An 18,061-nucleotide genomic window follows, 5' to 3' on the forward strand; every position below is an offset into this window, starting at 1 on the left:
GGCTTCTTTACTCCTGTTATGTTTAGTCATAAACAGACCTCATAAAGGCTTGAAACCAGAGGGTCAGCTTACTCCGTATATATTTTGACTACACCCTCTAAATATATGAACAGCCTTACGCTATAACAGCCGCTAGGCCTATCTCTGCCTATGAAGCCCGCTCACAGTGTCTATAAAGGAAATCACTCCACTCCTGCATCAGCTTCCTTCTCTTTTCCAGCAGATCCCCGCGGTTATAGGCCGCTTCCACCTTGCTGCCCAGCGTATGCGCCAGCGCCATCTCGCAGACCTCGCGGGGGTAATTTGTAGTCTCTGCCGCCCAGGTTCTGAATGTTGCGCGAAAGCCATGCGGCACTGCCATGTGAACCTTTAAGGTATCCAGTACGCGGCCGATGGCATTGCCGGGAATACAGCCTGTGCGGCGACTGTTTGGGAAAACCCATTCCGGGTGCTGGCCCTTCTGCTGGCTGATCACCTCGATCATGGCCTCGGTCAGAGGGATGCGATGCGTCTTGCCAGTCTTCATACGCTCGCCCGGAATAGTCCAGAGCTTTTGCTCAAGATCCAGCTCGGACCAGCGTGCGCCGCAGGTCTCGCTGTTACGAGTTGCAGTCAGGATCATGAGTTCTGTTGCGCGTGCTGCAGCACCCTCCAGGCTATCGAGTCGATGCATGAGCCGTGCGGTATCCTCGGCAGACAACGAGCCAAACGGCTTGACCCTGCTGCCCTGTTTGGGCAGGAGCTTGTCCAGGTGCCCGCGCCAGCGTGCCGGGTTCTCCCCTTCCCTTAGCTTTCTGGCCTTGGCCGCATCAAGGACCAGCTCGATACGGTTGCGCAGGCGACTGGCCGTTACCGGGATAACGCTCCAGATGGGCTCAAGCACTTCCAGCACATCATCGGTGTCTACTTCGGCAAGAGGCATTGAGCCAATCACAGGAAATACATGCTTAGCCAGGGAGTTTTGCCACTGCTGAGAGTGCTTGGTGCTCCAGCTGGGCGAGTGCGTTCGAATATAACGTGCAGCCTCGGTCTGAAAGGTCTTGGCTTCCAGCTTCTCAGAGGATTTACCCTCACGTTTTTTCCGGCGCTCAAGGACTGGATTGATCCCGCGTGAGATTTCAAGACGGTACTTGTCTGCCGCCAGGCGCGCATCACGCAGGGAGACTGCTGGATAGCTGCCCACCGAAAGATCATGCCGCCGGCCATTGATCATGTACCGAAATATCCAGCTCTTGCGCAGCTGGGCGGAAATGCGAAGCTGAAGGCCTCGGCCATCCTGATAGCTTCCAGGTTCGGCAAGGGCTTTAACAAGTTTGGGGGTTAGTTTGCTCATAGACCTGATACTGCATTGCGCTGCGCAGCTATCTGCTTTCTGGCAACACTCAACTCCTGCGCCTCGTTCTCAAGACGTTCGCAGCGTCTGGAGAGCCTGTCCAGATCATCATTGATCAATAGCCGACCCTGATTAAGCTCGCTCTGGACTTGCTCACGATGGCATGTAGAGCCAGCCGTAAACTGAGCGATCTGCTCGGCTGTGGCGGGTTGCTCACCATAGCTGAAGTATTCATCAAGGGCGCCGAGTGCCCAATAGACAAGACCCAACATGACCAGCGTCAGCACAAGCATGGCCGGAGCTGCGCGCAGTGTCTCGCGTGCTTCGGCTTCAACCTCGGCTTCGGTGCGCAGGTTTCTGAAGGCGGCCCAGTATTGATGGTCGTTCTCTCGTATCGGCTGATCAAGCCGTACCTCGGCACGGTGGTCGGAACTGGTACTGACAATCACACCGTTACCAAAACGAGTTACCACACGTACGCCCGGTAGCGCTGTTGCGTTGTCCAGAGCCATCTTTTTCTCCATGCAAAAGTAGTCTGCTGGCGCTGGGTCTAGCATCAGGCCGTGATGGACCAGCGCCAGACCGTGCGATCAGTCAATATCAACAAAGACAGGATTGAGTACCCTGCTGGCGCTCTGCTCTGGCGTTTCGTCCCAGCACCAACAACCGCGACTCTCCCACCACGACTCAAGAAGATCACACGAATGATCAATATAGGGAGCACCATCATGATAAGCGCCGCAGTTGGCGACGTAGTTTTCTCCCAGCAGAATGGCAAAGCTCTCATGCTCGATGACCAGCGCCTTGCCCGGGTTGGCCTGTAGCAGGCGGCGGTAGGCTCCTATCATCCCGTGATAGGTCGTCAGGTCGTGTGCGCACTCGCTGTCCCAGGCCGCAGGCCGTGCAGATACCTCCCGCTTAAGTTCGGAGGTGGCTTCTCTACGGTTTCCGAAGAACCGGCGACTCCCTTCCGGCCAGGACAAGATCCATTCCTCCTGTCCTTTGGGTTCGGCCATGTAAAGGGCACCGCTTGGATGCGTCAGCTGGATCTCGGATTGACTGGTCATCGGAAGGGTCTCCAAAGTTGAGGGTATATTCCCTGATTAACGTTCTGATTTCAAAACAATGTATGAGGACTCACTATCCTCATACATATATACCTATAAGCCACATGAAAACTGCGATTACCTAAGAGTGTCTAAAGCTATCCCACACCTTTTCCCCACAGCTCCCGGCCCAGCGCCTAGCAATGTCCCAGCGCCTGAGCAAGCGCCTGTCGAGCTACCTGAACCGGTCGATCCACCATTTCGGTGATGAGTGGCGAAAGGGATATGGCCGAGACGGCGCGTTCCAGCCGGTCAAGCGAATTAACCAGTGCAGGCGCAGCCCTGCACAAGGCGTCGATCCGAGCCATGTCCTTTATCCGGATACCGGTAGCGCTCCACTGCCTTATTAACAGGCCGCCAAGATCATCATCCAGACACAGGACGCCAGCCCTCGCATGTGTTTCTTCAGGCAGGTCGAACAGGCACAGCGGGCGACTATCCAGGCACAAGGCATGGTAGTGATCTGTCTTGTACTGGCCTTCGCTGATGGTCCCCACTGAGATTTCCTGAGCACTAACCCCCAGATAGCCAGCGAGGGACTTAAACCACGGGGCACTGGCTAGAGAGTGCGCCAGTCCAGAGGCCATGCGGCTTTCAGGCTGGCCGCAGATCACGAAGGGCTTGCCATCACACCACACGGCAAGGCGCGTCTTGCCATCTACAAGCGACAGGCGTTTGAGTCGTAAGGGAGAAACTGCCAGCGCTTCAATGACTCGGCTCGGCGCGAGAACACAGGTCTGCTCGGGATCAACCAGAGGCGTGGGCTCTTCCCGGATGGCCTCTTCACTTTCATCCTGAACCGGCAGACGAGCAGGTCTCGCCTGCTCGGGTACCACCCCATGGCTGGTGAATTCCTGAAACCAGCCTGCCACATAGAGACGCTCACTCGTGACGTTGGGACGACCCTTGGCACCCAGCTCGATCAAGTCATGCTCGGCAAAGGCCAGTACGCGATCAACGAACCGTTTAATTTCACGTTCGCTGAGCGAATGCTTGGATATATGGATGCCCCCTTCAAGTTTACCGGCATGGGGATTGAATTCGCGTGCTTGTTGAAAGACGACTTCATTACGCCCGTTCTTCTTTAACAACCCTTCGGACGTTATCTCAAACGTAATAGTCTGAGAGCGCATGATCGTTCTTTTAAAATCAATTTCTGTAACCTTTAGCGAGGCCATGTCCAACATTACATCAACTACCTGACCAGACTCCCTGACCTTTTGTTTGGTCTTGTAGGTGCGGTAGTGAACATTGCTGATACAACTGGTGAGAAGTGCCGGTTCCTTGATTGAATCAACAAGTGAGATAAACATGGCTGACCTGCCTGAACACTGGAAGTTATTTCCACTGTCTCATGCAAATCCGGTTATGCAAGTACTCTGAAGGGATAAAAGTTAACTAAGCTGGTAATAAAAAAGCCTGCACGGGCAGGCTTTAGATGCACTCATTGTTTTACGCCACACTTTCCTTTAGTTGCTTGCCCGGCTTGAACGCCACTGACTTGCTGGCCGCAATTTCAATAGGTTTACCCGTTTGCGGATTGCGTCCGGTACGCGCCGCACGCTCCCTAACGGTAAAGGTGCCAAAGCCCACCAGCGCGACATCCTGACCGCTTTTCATGGCCTCGGTGACCGACTCGATCACGCTGTTAAGCGCAGCCTCGGCTTCCTTGAGCGTCAGCTGCCCCTTCTCAGAAATAGCCTTTACCAGTTCAGATTTGTTCATGCTGTTTCCTCTTGTGGTTGAGACGTTATACCCGATCTTGCGGACGCCGTTCAAAGCAGGTGACTACAGTTTTCTGCTCGCCGTCCCGGATCAGGAGATACAGGAATTTGCTGGTCTCGTGTCCCCAGGTCTCCACTTCATCCACGCTGCCAAACTTGAACAGCTTGTGGCGTCTGATCCGCTCTGGCATGGGTACCAGCCTAAGCTCAGGATGCGAAAGCCTGCGTGCCAGGCTTGACCATGGGCAGCGGGGTTTGCCACTGCTGACACGCTCAAAATAGGCATCTACTGCGTGCTGGGTGAGACTGATTCGGCCCAGGGCAGGCGTTTCCAGCATGACCTTGCACTGGCGATATTCTTCCGTGGGATAGACATACTCCACTTCGCCAAAGTCAGGGTCGTCACGATTGAACGGCAGATCCCGCTCATTGGGCACCTGTGTCTTGGATCCATAGAGTCGACCCAGTAACGCCGCATAGGGATACAGGTGCTTGGGTGGAAGGCCATTACCCAGGATCTCAACCATGGCTTCATCCGTGACACTTAGATAAATACCGGCCCCTGTTATGGGATAACGATTAAATACCTGCCTGAAATAAAGAAGATGTCGAATGGCTACCAGTTCAACGGCCAGTTTGACATCCTTTATATACTCCTTTAACTGGACAGAAAGTACACCCTTCCTTTTAAGACCTGTCCACCAGTAGACAAGGTAACTACCATCTTCTGCCAATACCGTGCGTGTACTTAATAACATCATGATAGCGTTCCCCGTCACCGGAAAGAATGTTTGATATAAACCTACCACCAAATTTCAGAATGCAAGTCATAATGTACCTCTTTGTAAAGTTGTTAGCCCAAGAGACACTTTGCCGCTAGGCTAAATCTGTCCCTGACAACTAACCGGATTAATCAACATGACATTATTGAATGAGTTCAAAGAAACGGAAGCAGAACTAAAGCGTTTGCAAGCGCGTCTGGAAGAGCTGACTTCAAGCGAAGAACTTAAAAAGGATCTCCAATTTCTCGACGAGCTTAATGAGCTGATTGAGAAGTATGGCAAACGCCCACGTGACGTAGTGGCTGCGGTAGCGCCAGAACTCCTCCAACAGAAGGCCAGTGCTGCGCCAGCCGAGCAAAGCAATCCCCGCCGCGCCCGTAACATCAAGGTCTACCGGCACCCGGAGACCAACGAGATCATCGAAACCAAGGGTGGCAACCACAAGGTTCTCAAGGCATGGAAAGCCCAGTACGGCGCCGACACGGTAGAGAGCTGGATGTCGATCAAGGACTAGGTCTGCTTCTGCTGGTCAGTTAGAAAAGAAAACCAGCCCCGGAGGGCTGGTTTCTTTTTGTCACTTAACAACAAGGTTGTAGCATTCCTTCCCGCACTTCTTCACCAGACGGTGAATGATGCGAGCCGCCATCGTGGCATACGGCCCTGCACAGGTCACAGGACCCTGAGCCGCATACTTTATGATGAACAGAATGCGCGCCTGTGTTTCCCGAGCATCGAAACGATCCCGGATCAGGGCAGCATAGTCTTGCTCACTCCCCTCCCAGCCGGCCGGAGGCGCAAAAACGCCTCGTGTGGCCGAACCCGGAGTGGTGTCGAGCAGATCAGCAGGCAGGTGTGGATTAGAGTGCATGGCTTAACCTCCCACTACGCTGCGAAGATGCGCCAGGCTCGGGAATCCCGAAATGCCCTGACGAAGGATCACATCGTTCCAATCGATTCCTTTACTGCCGGAAGGGATTGGCGCGGTAGGAAGTATCACGATCACTCGAATACCCTGCTGCTGCAGACGCAGCTTGAGCCTCATGGCCGCCGACTCACCCGTGCAGGATCTGTCCTTGTCAGCCCAGACCAGTACCGTGTGAACCCCTGCTGGCGGGGTAAAGCCTTCAAGCAGTGTTGCATTGACCGTGCTCCAGGTAGCAATACCTGTTGCGCGGTACGCCGAGAGCGCTGTTTCCAGCCCTTCAGCGATTCCAAGTACACCGTCCACTGGCGTACCCATCTGGATTGCCGCGCCTCTGATCGATTTCCCCTCGGGGACCGGCATCATCTTGCGCGGACTCTCCACATCGGCCTTGCTACCCGTACTGCTCAGGTAGGTTCGGTGAAGGGTCAGGATCTCACCCTTGTTGTTTACAATGGCGCAGACAATGGCCGGAAACTTACCTATCTCAGCGATGGTTTCCCGTTCTTCCCCGGTCTCCATATCCACTTCCGTCACGGTATCCCAGTACGGGAACGCCGGATGAAAGCGTACGCAGTCATTGTCCAGCCAGTCAGCGCCACCTCGCGGCAACACCTTGCGTCCCTGCAAATACAACCGTGCAGGTTCAGCCTGTGATGCGTTCAATGGCAGCGACTCACGCCAGTGACGCTCGACGTTCAGGCTCTTGCGGTCTGACGTCGATGCGGACACGGGCTTACTCTTGACCAGTGCAAGCCTGGGTTTTTCCGGCTCGATAATGATGGCCGGTGTCACCGGTGGAGCTTTCACAGGTTCAGGTTCAGGTTCTGGCTGAGGTTCAGGCTGAGGATCATGCTCAATCACCTCGTACCCAAAGCGCTCAGCCAGATCAGCCTCGCAGCTGACTTCCTCTGCCTGTCTTGCCTTGAGTGCTTCGGCGCGCGCCTTCAGATCAATGGGACCACGACGACCGGGTTTAACCAGTCGTGCCCACTCATCATTGCTCGCCTCCTTTACAGCCGCTTCACGAACCACCGCAGTTTCCTGCATGGCACGTGGAGCGCTGTGGTCCTCAGCTGCCTTTTCCCGCGGACGGGACTGGGCAGGACGAGGACGCCTCTCGGACGTCTCACGACGTTGATATCGTGGGGGTTCAGGATCAACCCTCAGGAACTCGGCAACCTCTACAAGCGCTTCCGGAAAGTCTATTCCCTTCACAAAGCAGAGCAGGGAAAGACCATCACCAAACGCACCGCAGCTGTTGCAGATCGCACCGCCGCGGACATTGAAGTCCTTGAACAGGCGAAACCCGTCCGTTCCACCATGGACCGGGCAAGGCACATGACGACCAAGTCTGGAGATGGCGCGTTCCAGATCCGGAGCCAGAGCCCGCATGATGCCTACCCATCCATACGCCGACGCCTGATCCTTGACCTTCCTGCTGTCGTAGAACTTGCGTGGCTCTCTTGCTGCATTACCGTTCATACGCTCACCTTTCAACGTTGGATTGTGTTGGCCCCAACCCGAAAGGGAGCCTTCCCCATAAGGGAGAAGCCCCCTTATGGGTGGGTAATTGACGTGGCTAACGAGCGGCCACGGATTGCACCTGCGCCTCAAACTCCATGAGGAGCCTTTCAGCACTGGCAAAGCAGATTTCGCCTGCGTTAAGCCTGCGAATCAGGTCGACCTTGTACATGCCGATCGCCCATTCCCTTGTCACGCTGAGGCGTTCGAGGGCACCACGAGAGATCCTGACGTAGCCGGCCATGATCAGGGATTCGAGCACCTGCTCTGGTGTGGCCCAGGTCATGTGCGCCTTCATCCCCTTGCTGTCGAAGTACTGCGCGCGATACATGCCGGGTGTTGATGGGTCAGGCATGATCAGGGCGTAGCTGCGAAGCTTTGGATGTTCCAGCTCAAGGCCAAGCAGCTCACCGTTGGTTTCGATGAGGATTGCTCGCCAGTGCCGGTTCATCTCGACGGCCTTGGGCATCAGATGCCGGATAAACCAGTCGTTGGAAGTGCCTTCTGCAAGGCCCTGTTGTAGCTGTACAAAGTGCGGATGGTCGCTTACGTGGTTCATGGCTCTTCTCCAAAAAGAAGGGGCACGAACCCCCAGGGGGCTGTGCCCCATGGGGTGTAAACGGTATTGCTACCGCCTCTTTAAACGCATGCCAGCTAACTCTGCTGCCGTGCGTACTCACGCAATAAAAGCTCGGCTTCCGTCATGGACAGCTCACCTTGATGTATCCGGCGAATCAGATCCTTCTTGTAAAGCCCTATGGCCCACTCCCGGGTACAGCTGAGCGTTTCAAAAACGCCTTCTACTACCAGGCAGTAGCCCTCCACGATCAGGTTCTCCAGGACCTGCTCAGCCATCTCATATGTGGCATGAGCACCAAAGCCGCTACGGTCGAAGTACTGCGCCCGATACATGTCAGGTATCAACTCATCCGCGACGATCAGGGCATACCAGTCCCGACGTCGCGGATGCTTGAGTTGTGTTCCCAGCAGCTGGTGACGGGTTCTTTTCAGAACACCATGCCATTGCCGATTCCACTTCTCTGCAAGGTGCATCATTTGCTGAAGCAGCGCTTTACTCGCTGAATCAGCAGTGATCGCCTGCCGAAGCCACACCAGGTGCGGATGGTCGCCAACGTTCATGCCTACTCTCCAGATAGAGAGGGGCACGACCCCAGAGGGCTGTGCCCCATGGGGTATAAGCGGTATCGCTACCGCACCAGTCGTTGAACCCGAACCTTTAACGCCTCTGGATCACATCCGCTTTCCTGCGCGCAGACGGTGAAACTGAAGGGTGTCAGGTGATCGTCTTCAACCCACTCGATCCATTCGTCTCGGGTGGAATTACAGGTTTTCGTCGAAGCCAGTGCATGCAGGGCGTACTGAAGCATCCGCTGCCGGAGCAGGCTGATTTCTTCATCGGTCCACTGGATGCGACTCTGTTCCTCGGAGGAGGCGTCGAGTAGCTCTTCGAAAAACAGGAGGTCCAGGCACAGCTGCAGTTCATTGAAGCGTGCAAGGGCTCTTCTCATGGCGTGCTGCTCCAAAAGAAGGGCAGCACGACCCCAAAGGGGCATGTCTGCCCCAAGGGGTTTAACAACATCACAGGAGGGCCAGACCGCAGCCCCCTGTGATACCGGATCACACGGCAACACCCGTCAATGCATCACTCATCAACTGAAATAGCGTGTGTTTAAGGTCATTTACGCTTTCGATCTGAATCGACGACGCAAACAGGCTCGCTACCTTTGCACCTTTGCCGACACCAATACCGATCATCTCGATACCGCTGCGCTGGCAGAGCTGCACGACGTGCTGGCAGGACCCGACGTTATTGGGTTCGCCATCCGTTACCACCAACACCATTTTCCGTCGCTCCCGGGTCTTGCTCAGCTCGAAAGCCGAGTACCAGATCGCTTCGGTCATGGGTGTCCTGCCATCCGGTGAGAAACTGAACCGGCCTGCATTACGGCTGACCTTTTGTCCATGCTTCACCACACTCCAGACGGGCTGACGGCTGTTTTTGCAGAAGAACGTAACCGCCGGGTTTACCCCGTTGATCTTCTCCAACCCCAACCCCAGCGCCAGTGCCATGGCGGCATCACGAGCAACCTCATAAACGTGTTCACCGGAAGGCATGAGCTTGTCCATGGACGAACTCATGTCTACCAGTAGATGAACCGCCGTATCAGGATGCTTTCGTTCAGCGCTACGCCGAAAGATGCGCGTATCACCACTGACGAGCCGATGGAGCCGGTTCGTGTCCAGATGCCTGCCATGACGCCCCGGGGTATACCCGTTGCGCTGGCTGGCCTGAACCAGGCCCATGAGTTGCGACTGAATCCGGCTGGATGCTGCCGCCACCTGTCCAATCAACATCTGCCCGGACGCCTGATCATTCATCACCTCAAGCGCAGTGGGTACGTTGACAACAGGAGCAGTTTGATCAGCACCGGAGTTGAGGTCAGCCCGAAGGGCGTCTGTCTTGTCCTTGAGATGATCGTCTGCTCGTGCATCAAGGATCTGCTGCATGACACCGGGACTGCTGGCGCCTGCATCATCTCCTGTAATCGAAGCACTAGCCGAGGCAGTGCTCTGGCCGGAACTCTGACCACTGGAACTACCTGATCCAGTGCCCTGAGCATTTCCAGCATCGCCGCCAGCAGAGCCCTGACCACCCGACTGACCTGATCCAGCCTGTGGCTGAGTCAAGTCCTGCGGTGACGGCTCCGGCTGTTGCGCGTCCTGCTCCTTCTGGGCTTCCTCTTCAACCATCCTGAGGACTTCCCGTGAGAGCACCAGCGCATCGGCCGTACTTTTCAGCTGCCCTGCTCGCCCCAACAACACCGCCAGACGAACCTGCACACCTTTCGGAATGACCTGTTCGTAGACGGCTGTTGTGGCAACCAGCGTGTCCTCGATGGCGTGCTGCCCTACTACCTTGCATTGCAGGAAGTACAGGCAGTACGCCTCAAGTATCCCGGCAGGATGAGTATCCCCTGTCGGAATCTGGTAATGACCCTGATCAACCATGTACGCCGCTACAGCATTAAGCGTTCTGGCTGTACCGGGATAGAGCTTGATCATCTCGCGCTCGATCCGGCAGTCTTCAAAGGAGTTGAGCATCGTTCTCAGAAAATCCGAACGCGCTATTTCATCCCTTCCGACTTCAAAGTCAGTCATCCTGACGTGCGCGGCTTCATGTGCAAGGTAGCCCCAGAGAGCATCCCCGAACCTTTCGCCTTGTACGTTAGGTACCACAATGGTCTGGCCATCAGTCATCGCCTGCTGGCCACCCACGATTACCTTCACACCAAACTTCTCGCCATACGCAGCCGCCACGATGGGTAGTGCCGCGAAAATGCTCTGGGAAGCCTTGCTGAAAGCACTTGCAGTCATGTCACACCTCATTTTTTGAAAAAAGGAGGACAGACCATCCCCAGTAGCGGGAATGGCCCGCCATGGGGGGAAAGAAACAGCTACTAGAGGTAGTAGTTGTCCTCAAGCTCGGGCATTTCGAACGCCGGAGCATTCGAAGGCTGAGCCTGTGTTACCGGTTGTGCCACATCCTTGACCGATGACTCGGAAAGAGGTGATGCAACCGTAGGTGAAACAATCGCGGAATCTGCCGGAGCAGGTGCCGCAGGCTTCTTCACAGCCCTGTCAAAGAACGAATCCATATCATGGAGAAGCTCGTCCAGATCAAAGCTCTGTTGAACAGCTTGAGGTACCTGACGCGCCGGCTTGACCGGAGCAGCAGAAGCCTGAGCCGCTGGTAGCGCTGTAGAGTGAGCCTGAGGTTGCTGGGCCGGTAGAGCTGGCTTTGCATCAGGATCAACCTTACGTGATGCTGCGTGCTCCGTTGATACGGGTAACGAAACATCAAAGTTAAAGGCATCGTCGTCGGGCTGTGCAGCAGGATTGCCATCTGCAAAGTCCTTCATCTGGGCCTGATCACGCAGGATCGTGACGACCGAATGGATCTGAAAGAAGAATGGTGCACCGATGGGGCCTTGATCAGCGTGCTGATCGTAGCCATCAACGGTTTCCCTGAGCAGTTTTACTACAGGCTCGAAAGCCCGGTTCAGAAAGCTCAAACCATCCACCTTGTCAGCCAGGCATTCCAGACGCTTGCGAGTACGGACACTGATCTCAGCCTTACCACGAAGGTACTTCTGATAAAACTCGTCCGCTTCCGTTTCGATTTCCCGAAACAGTTGACCTGCAAGGCCCTTGGTCTGGTCTGCCAGACGCTTCTCAGCGTTTGGCTCGCCGGACACCGGCTGGATATGAAACACCTGATAATCGAACTTCAGACGTTTCTCTACGCTACTGCGGTCCAGGACGCCGTTACGAATAGCCTCTTCGTAGCCGACATTGTTCGCAATCCAGTTCTGGATAGAACTGTCGTAGTTGCCCAAAAAAGCCTGCTTTTCCTGCTCGAACGTGAGTCGAGCCGTTTCAAGCTTGCCCAGTATTTCCGAAAGTTTGCTGCGAGGAACGGCCCATCCGGTCAGGAAGGGAAGTCCATAGCCCTCCAGCATCCGGCGTGTCGCACCACGAAGCGAGCGAAACACCTTGAGCGATGCCGGATCGCAGATCGTCTTGTTACCCAGCTGAGCCACACGGTCAGGGGGTAGCTCGCCGCCTTCACCCAACTTGATATCCTTGTCTTCCAGGCGAACCTGTCCGCTCCAGATATCGTAGTCAGCGTTCACAACGACCAGCTCTTGCAGTAATGCCTTGTCAACTGTCATGGATATATCCTCGGAAAGCCGCAGACATATCCAGCCCATACGGGACAGATATGCCCCGGTAGGGTTGAGTTGAAGGTGTCGCTAAAAGTCTTGCTAAAGGGTGTCGCTAATCTTGCATCGTTAGGAGGTATGCAGCCTCTTTTCGCTCCACAGGGGAGAGAAATCTTCTTTCCGCAGCGCCCTTGTCAGGACGCTCTGGAAAGGCGAGCAAAGCTCGCCTACTGCACTAGTTCAGGTAAAAGGACTCCGGCTCAGCCGAGGCGTGTTCAAGAGGGGCCAATACCGACGCTTCCACAACACTTTTGGGCGCCAGCTCCTCACGAACCGTGACTCGAACGCGATCCGAGGTCTTTTTCCGGTACTTCTCGAAATCCACCATCTGTTGTACAGCGGGATTGGCATCGATCGCCTTCTTGTAGTCGATCTGGCCCTGAACCTTGAAGCGGGTGATCTGAACACCGGCATAGTCGGCCTTCATGAACTCACTCATCATCTTGGTCATCGTTTCAAGATGCTTGTCCTGCCGGGCTTCAAGGTCCTTTATCTGAGCCTTGAGTCCAGCAATACGCGCCTCATACAACCGATAATGTTCCGACTCGTAGATCCAGCGGGTGGCTTCCTCGCCTATCGGCAGATAGAAGTCCCTTTCCGGGTCCTTGGGCGGTTCATTACGCAGGCTTACGTCCTGCCAGAAGCCTTGAGCCTCGGTCATGAGCTGCGCGAGCAGTTCACGGTCAAGGGGGATCTCAAAGATCTGCAGCGGATCATTGCCGTGCCAGAAGACCAGCCAACCGCGCCGGGAGCCTGTACACACCATCTGATGCTGCACCTGGCAGTAGTAGAGCTGATACGCCTCCGATTCGGTACCGAGTCTGCAAACCTCCTCCCACGTCTTGTCGGAAGGACACTTGAGCTCGACCGGCTCGCCAGCATTGTTAAGACCGTCCAGGGAGGCTCGTAGGAGCATGTTCCTGTCCGACTCGACACATACCGGCAACAGCATGTCCCCGGTATGGTCCTCAAAGGCCTTTCGGGCATCGTCCTCGTGTTTGATGCCATAGCGCACCAGAGGATTACCGGAAAGGTCCACTTCTTCACAGTACCCAACCTTCTCGGCCCACAAACGCCAGCGGGTCTTGTAGGGGCTGCGTCCCAGAAGAATGCAGGCGTCGGTTGCGGTAATACCGCTCTTACGCCAGTTAAGCCATTCATCAGAGCCTTGCGACAGATTGATGATGTTGTAGCCCATGTGCTCTACCTCTTTTAAGTGATGCGAAAAAAAGGGGGAGCACCCCATAGGGGAATACTCCCCCAATGGGTGGGTTTACTTACTCAAGGATTCACGGGATATAGGCGCCTTCGGCGTCTTCCAGTGAGTCCTTGATGTCAGCGAAGAGCCCGGCAAATTCCGAGTCCTGCTCTGACGTTTCATGAGCCGTCTGATCCATGTCGGATTCACCCTCCACGTATTCCTCTGGCTCCGTGGTCTGTACAACTGAGGTCACATCCTCAACAGACACGGGGTCGGCCTCGGGTATGGCTTCGGTTGCACTGCATAGTTCAGCCTCACGCAGGCGGTTGATGGCGTATTCACGCTCAGCCCCTGAGAAACGCTTCCCTAGCCACTCATAAGCGCTCTGCCAGGCATTTACCGGCTTGGCGCGCTCAATTAGGCGATCAACAACAATCCCGATATTCAAGCACTGTCCAGTAGACAGAGCCGGTTCGGCTGTTGCCCTGGCTTCTCCATCAACGACTCGACTGACCTTGTTGCTGATGTCGACTTCGCTGATACGTTCGGCCTCGTCCTGATCAAAGATCCCGACAAACCCAAACGCAAGCCGTGCACACTGGATCATGGCCTTGTGACGATGCATCCGCTTGGGGTGCGTACGCCAGGGCCCGTCGATGTTGCGATAGACCTCATCCAGATACTCACGAACAATCGTGGGATGTTCCTTGTCCCGGCGATACATCACGCACTCGATCCATTCATGGGCATCCACTTTCGCACCATCAGGTCTCACCATGGACGCGGAGTAGTTGAACGTCATGCCCTGATACTCAGGGTGTGAGTTCACGATCCGGGACCAGCCATCTACACCCACAACCGGAACAATCCCGTTATTACGGTCCGGAAAGGCATAGATCTCCTTGGTGAAGGGGTTAAGCTGGTACTGCTCGGCCACAATCATGAGCGCCATCATCTGCTCATTGGTTGGACCTGAACCGTTCCGCTGCTTGAAGGCTGTGGCTTTCAAGGTAGTCATCAGTTTCGTTTCATCTACGCCATATCGCTCAGCTACTCGGGTAAGCAATCGCTTGCCTTTGGCTTCGGACAGGGTTTCAACGTTTTGAACTGTTTGTGTTGCCATTTCAGTGCTCTCCATACAAAAAAGACAGAGGCACTGCCCCTGACAAGGGAGTACCCCTGCCGGGAATCGCCAGTAATGGCGATGGTTAAGTCACGCTATTTGATAAACATTGGCTTGCCGGGTGCGAACTCCATGACCCCAGGACTCTTGCGAGGCTCTGTGTTGGCAATGGAATAAGCCATCAAACAAGCAAACGCTAACCAGAACAGATATCGAAATACCGTCATGCTGTAAGACCCAGTCTCATCGCATCTCTGACAAAATCAGCATGCAATACACGATCAGATCTCTGATTGAAGTGCTCACCCAGAAAACCTGCATCTGTCTCAAGCTGCTCCGAATCGTCCGCTTCAAGCAGGAGCTCAACCTCAAGCCCTGCTTTCTCGAGATCCCTTGCAGCCCTGATCAACATCAGCAGGGGACGATAGCTACCCACGGTAACGCCTATTTCTCCGTGGCCCGCCAGCGTCTCGATACGAATGCTGCTCCAGTTACTCCAGGTCCAGGTCCCTGTTGCGCTGTTATGGTTATAACCGCGCGGCGCCAGCAGGATGCTGTCTTCAAACCATTCACCGTCGTACAACATGTACGGCAGATCGGATTGAGCAATACCCAGCAGTCTGTGAGAGGTCTGAAACGAATCGACCAGTACATCGCGCATCCGAGGAAAGCTTTCCGGCGCTTGCGCATGCCGGAACCACCAACAGATATCAACGTTAACCAGGGACGCTTCGTTACCCACACAAGAGGTTTCAGCAATCTGATTCATAAGTACCCTCCTCACTCAAAAAGAAGGGGGTACCCACCCAAAGGGGTAAGTACCCCTGTTGGGAATCGCTGTTACCAGCGACGGTTAAAGGTAGAAGTCTTCTCCAGCCACACTTTCAAGCTGAGCGGCCCATACCGACTTATCCAGACCCAGGGTCATGGCATCGGCAATGAATCCACCCAGCACAGCAGGATCAGGACAGTTCTGATCTATGAACTGAGTCAGGGCCATGTAGCTTGCCTCGATCACTTCAAAGTCAGCGGTAGCACTAAGCAAAATCTCCAGCAGATAGCCTGCCTGCTTTACATCCCGCACTGCTTTGAGCAGGAGTAGAAGCGGACGATAGACGCCATCCTCCAGATCGATTTCACCTGAACCACTCAAGCTCTCAGGGCAGAAGTTGTTATCTCCAGCCCCAGGGCTACCCAGTATTGCCCGTGTAATGCAGGCCTTTTCCAGATCATCCCGGTACAGCAGATGAGACTCATGGGGCCTTGCAATACCCAGTAACTCCAGGGAATCCATAAACGAGTCGACAAACACCTGGCCAACCGCAGCCAGCTCCTTGCCAGACGCCGTATTGGAAAGCATCCAGTTGACGTTGCATGAGCGTTCGGAGGTTGCACTTACCACAGGGGTATCCTCCTTAGGCCCATTCGCTGCCAAAGACATCTGATGCTAATCGGATGATCGCCGTTACTTCCTCGGGCTTGGCACGACGCAGGAGCGCCATTTCAAGACCGTACTTCAAAGCAGTGGGATGTCCCTTGAACATGCAGGTAAGCGTGGCCCAGCGCTTCAATGTCCGGGTGGACATCGTGACGCTGATACTGCCGCCCTGACCGCTTTCGCCCTTGAACAACTGGCGAACATGCTGGGCTACCTTGATCATGCCGTTACGCAGGATGGCCGGAAGCTTTGGAAAGGCTGACTCAAGAATGAGGGCATCCACGGCTTCGTCATAATCCACGACAGCAACACGATAACGGTCCATTGACGCGATGTTTTGCATGGAGATGCCCTGATACAGACCCGAGGCGTCACCTTGCCCAACAGAGTTACCCGTCGCCACCACCCTGAACATCGGATGGGGTTTGATGATCTCGCCGGCGTTCTGAGCGATCACCAGAGGGCGACCTTCCAGAATGTCGTTAAGACCTGAGAGCTCCGAAGGGTCCATCATGTCGATTTCATTGATCAGGAGCACATGCCCATGCTTCATGGCCAGAGCCAGAGGCCCGTGCATGAACTGCATGGTGGGTGCTGCGCCAGGTGTCGCGCTCACAAGAGCGTGATGCCCGATCAGATCAGACAGCTCCATACGTCCGTGAGCTGTTACCTGCTGAACCGGCCAGTTAAGCCGACCGAGTACCTCGGTGATACCGCTGGTCTTGCCGGAGCCCGTAGGCCCGGTGACGTAGTAGGCATCGCCATCAGGTTGGTGCAGAAATGCCCGAAACTCGATTACAAATTCCTTGCGGAACACATAGGACGAGTTGATCTCGGGGATAAAAGGGTTGGTGGTATCCGCAAAGCCCATGATCGACGCATTATCACGCACTTCGATATTGAACGTGGACGCCAGCGGAAACTTAACCAGACCGTTGTTTGTTGCTTGCATGGTGAGACTCCAGAAAACGGGCACACCAGCTCCTTGGGGAGTCAGGTGACGCCCCGAGGGGTTGAAGGGAAACGCTAAAGGGTGGTGCTAAAAGAGATTTCTAATCTTGCATCGTTGGGAGGTATGCAGCCTCTTCTTTACTCACGGGGAGTAAAAAACCGGATCACGCAAAGGCACTGGAGGCCAGTACGCTTGGGGGATCAGGTTAGCCGATGCTGGAAAGCCGCTGGGGGCTTGGAGGGGTATCGTCTGATCCGTCACCCCAGGGGGATGAACAGATCAGAGCGATACCGGAGGAGACATTACACAGAGATCAAGAGACCCCGGCGCAAGTAGGTAGGCTTCTCTAAGTGGTCCCAATTCATGCTCTCTTCAGAGAAGCAGGGCGTTGCGACCGCTTCCACAACATCAGCCGGAGCTGGCGCCGCAGGAGCCTTTACTTTACGAGTAAGCAGATGCTGGATCAAAGCCCAGCTTCTTTTACCAATAACACATGCCAGTTTACGACTGAGCTTACCCAGCCGTCGCAGTCCGAGGACGATGCCTTGTTCAAGTGTCTGGGTCAGCCATACGCAGTACTTGACGAGCAAGTAAGCCACACCAAAACCTATACCCAGAATGAACACTACAGCGCCTACAAACAATACGAGATGAAGTATTGAATACATGGTGAGTTTCCTTCAGTGAAGGGGGTACTCACCAGTGTCTGGGAGTGGTCCCCCAGATTGGGAATATTGCTGAAGCTTAAAGTGGTAGCAGCCACTATCAGTTCGCAGAGCGAGTGATAGATTTACAGTAGCGTATTTTTTGAAAGGCAAAAGCGGTGGTTGATACCCGCGCGGGCACGAACTTGAAGAAAGTTGGGAAAGTTGAAGGCAATTTTCAGCAGCGCAGCTCGAATCAATCCGGCCAGTCAGGCTATTTCAGTAATAAACAGGCATAAAAAAACCGTCCAACGGACGGCTTTTGGATAAGGCAAAAAAAGCCCCTAGAAGGGGCTTTTTGTCTGAAGCATCAGGAATGACGTTCGCGAAGCACCTTGCGGGCTTCTGACTCGGAACGCTTCTGGCACCATAGTGCGTATAAACCGGTTCCGCCCATGGTAAAAAAGATAATCGCAAAGACTAGTAGACCAGCTGCTGTTTGGCTCA

Annotated in this window: 20 protein-coding genes; 1 reads left to right on the top strand and 19 read right to left on the bottom strand. The window is 54.8% G+C overall.

Features of this window, described 5'->3' with window-relative positions; genetic code table 11:
* Positions 1–148: 148 nt before the first annotated feature.
* The 6 genes from AC4LF3_RS23160 to AC4LF3_RS23185 form a co-directional block, all read right to left on the bottom strand.
* The gene (locus tag AC4LF3_RS23160) at positions 149–1,333 is read right to left on the bottom strand and encodes a tyrosine-type recombinase/integrase (protein WP_073450801.1); all 1,185 of its coding nucleotides are present in this window, start codon (positions 1,331–1,333) and stop codon (positions 149–151) included.
* Positions 1,330–1,845 (bottom strand): hypothetical protein, encoded by a 516-nt coding sequence (locus tag AC4LF3_RS23165; protein WP_073450800.1) that lies wholly within the window; start codon positions 1,843–1,845, stop codon positions 1,330–1,332. The genes AC4LF3_RS23160 and AC4LF3_RS23165 overlap by 4 nt, the downstream gene beginning before the upstream one ends.
* 78 nt (positions 1,846–1,923) lie before the next feature.
* The gene (locus AC4LF3_RS23170) at positions 1,924–2,400 is read right to left on the bottom strand and encodes a hypothetical protein (RefSeq protein WP_073450799.1); all 477 of its coding nucleotides are present in this window, start codon (positions 2,398–2,400) and stop codon (positions 1,924–1,926) included.
* Between the two features lie 176 nt (positions 2,401–2,576).
* Positions 2,577–3,572 carry a hypothetical protein gene (locus tag AC4LF3_RS23175; RefSeq protein ID WP_491836862.1) on the bottom strand — a complete coding sequence of 332 codons (996 nt, stop codon included), beginning with the start codon at positions 3,570–3,572 and terminating at the stop codon, positions 2,577–2,579.
* Positions 3,573–3,891: 319 nt separating this feature from the next.
* Entirely contained in the window at positions 3,892–4,200 is a 309-nt protein-coding gene (locus tag AC4LF3_RS23180; protein WP_256205785.1) for an HU family DNA-binding protein, read from the bottom strand.
* Positions 4,190–4,924, bottom strand: a complete 735-nt coding sequence (locus AC4LF3_RS23185) for a hypothetical protein (RefSeq protein WP_197873347.1) — start codon at positions 4,922–4,924, stop codon at positions 4,190–4,192. The genes AC4LF3_RS23180 and AC4LF3_RS23185 overlap by 11 nt, the downstream gene beginning before the upstream one ends.
* A gap of 157 nt (positions 4,925–5,081) precedes the next feature.
* Between AC4LF3_RS23185 and AC4LF3_RS23190 the strand changes: the two genes are divergently transcribed.
* Positions 5,082–5,459 (top strand): histone-like nucleoid-structuring protein, MvaT/MvaU family, encoded by a 378-nt coding sequence (locus tag AC4LF3_RS23190; protein ID WP_197873348.1) that lies wholly within the window; start codon positions 5,082–5,084, stop codon positions 5,457–5,459.
* A 60-nt stretch (positions 5,460–5,519) separates the two neighbouring features.
* Here AC4LF3_RS23190 and AC4LF3_RS23195 read toward each other — a convergent pair whose 3' ends face one another.
* The 13 genes from AC4LF3_RS23195 to AC4LF3_RS23255 all read right to left on the bottom strand — a co-directional run bounded on the left by AC4LF3_RS23195 (position 5,520) and on the right by AC4LF3_RS23255 (position 17,578).
* Positions 5,520–5,813, bottom strand: coding sequence for a hypothetical protein (locus AC4LF3_RS23195; RefSeq protein WP_197873349.1), 294 nt, complete (start codon positions 5,811–5,813; stop codon positions 5,520–5,522).
* Between the two features lie 3 nt (positions 5,814–5,816).
* A complete protein-coding gene (locus AC4LF3_RS23200; RefSeq protein WP_197873350.1) occupies positions 5,817–7,352 on the bottom strand; it encodes a DUF7146 domain-containing protein in 1,536 nt (511 codons plus the stop codon).
* A 97-nt stretch (positions 7,353–7,449) separates the two neighbouring features.
* The gene (locus tag AC4LF3_RS23205) at positions 7,450–7,950 is read right to left on the bottom strand and encodes a hypothetical protein (RefSeq protein ID WP_197873351.1); all 501 of its coding nucleotides are present in this window, start codon (positions 7,948–7,950) and stop codon (positions 7,450–7,452) included.
* Between the two features lie 95 nt (positions 7,951–8,045).
* Positions 8,046–8,531: a hypothetical protein gene (locus AC4LF3_RS23210; protein ID WP_197873352.1), complete on the bottom strand. Its 486-nt coding sequence runs from the start codon at positions 8,529–8,531 to the stop codon at positions 8,046–8,048.
* Between the two features lie 68 nt (positions 8,532–8,599).
* Positions 8,600–8,920: a hypothetical protein gene (locus AC4LF3_RS23215; RefSeq protein ID WP_197873353.1), complete on the bottom strand. Its 321-nt coding sequence runs from the start codon at positions 8,918–8,920 to the stop codon at positions 8,600–8,602.
* A gap of 109 nt (positions 8,921–9,029) precedes the next feature.
* A complete protein-coding gene (locus AC4LF3_RS23220) occupies positions 9,030–10,787 on the bottom strand; it encodes a VWA domain-containing protein (protein WP_491836863.1) in 1,758 nt (585 codons plus the stop codon).
* Positions 10,788–10,870: 83 nt separating this feature from the next.
* On the bottom strand, positions 10,871–12,145 hold the full coding sequence (locus AC4LF3_RS23225) for a DUF3150 domain-containing protein (protein WP_185755851.1): 1,275 nt from the start codon (positions 12,143–12,145) through the stop codon (positions 10,871–10,873).
* A gap of 226 nt (positions 12,146–12,371) precedes the next feature.
* Complete coding sequence (locus AC4LF3_RS23230; RefSeq protein ID WP_125913217.1) at positions 12,372–13,394, bottom strand: YqaJ viral recombinase family nuclease; 1,023 nt, start codon at positions 13,392–13,394, stop codon at positions 12,372–12,374.
* Between the two features lie 91 nt (positions 13,395–13,485).
* A complete protein-coding gene (gene bet, locus AC4LF3_RS23235) occupies positions 13,486–14,520 on the bottom strand; it encodes a phage recombination protein Bet (protein WP_197873355.1) in 1,035 nt (344 codons plus the stop codon).
* Between the two features lie 223 nt (positions 14,521–14,743).
* Positions 14,744–15,289: a hypothetical protein gene (locus AC4LF3_RS23240; RefSeq protein ID WP_125913229.1), complete on the bottom strand. Its 546-nt coding sequence runs from the start codon at positions 15,287–15,289 to the stop codon at positions 14,744–14,746.
* Between the two features lie 84 nt (positions 15,290–15,373).
* A complete protein-coding gene (locus tag AC4LF3_RS23245) occupies positions 15,374–15,922 on the bottom strand; it encodes a hypothetical protein (RefSeq protein WP_125913230.1) in 549 nt (182 codons plus the stop codon).
* Between the two features lie 13 nt (positions 15,923–15,935).
* A complete protein-coding gene (locus AC4LF3_RS23250) occupies positions 15,936–16,910 on the bottom strand; it encodes an AAA family ATPase (protein WP_125913231.1) in 975 nt (324 codons plus the stop codon).
* Positions 16,911–17,212: 302 nt separating this feature from the next.
* Positions 17,213–17,578, bottom strand: a complete 366-nt coding sequence (locus AC4LF3_RS23255) for a hypothetical protein (RefSeq protein ID WP_125890210.1) — start codon at positions 17,576–17,578, stop codon at positions 17,213–17,215.
* Positions 17,579–18,061 lie beyond the last annotated feature (483 nt).

This window comes from Pseudomonas sp. C2.3V, assembly GCF_058536325.1.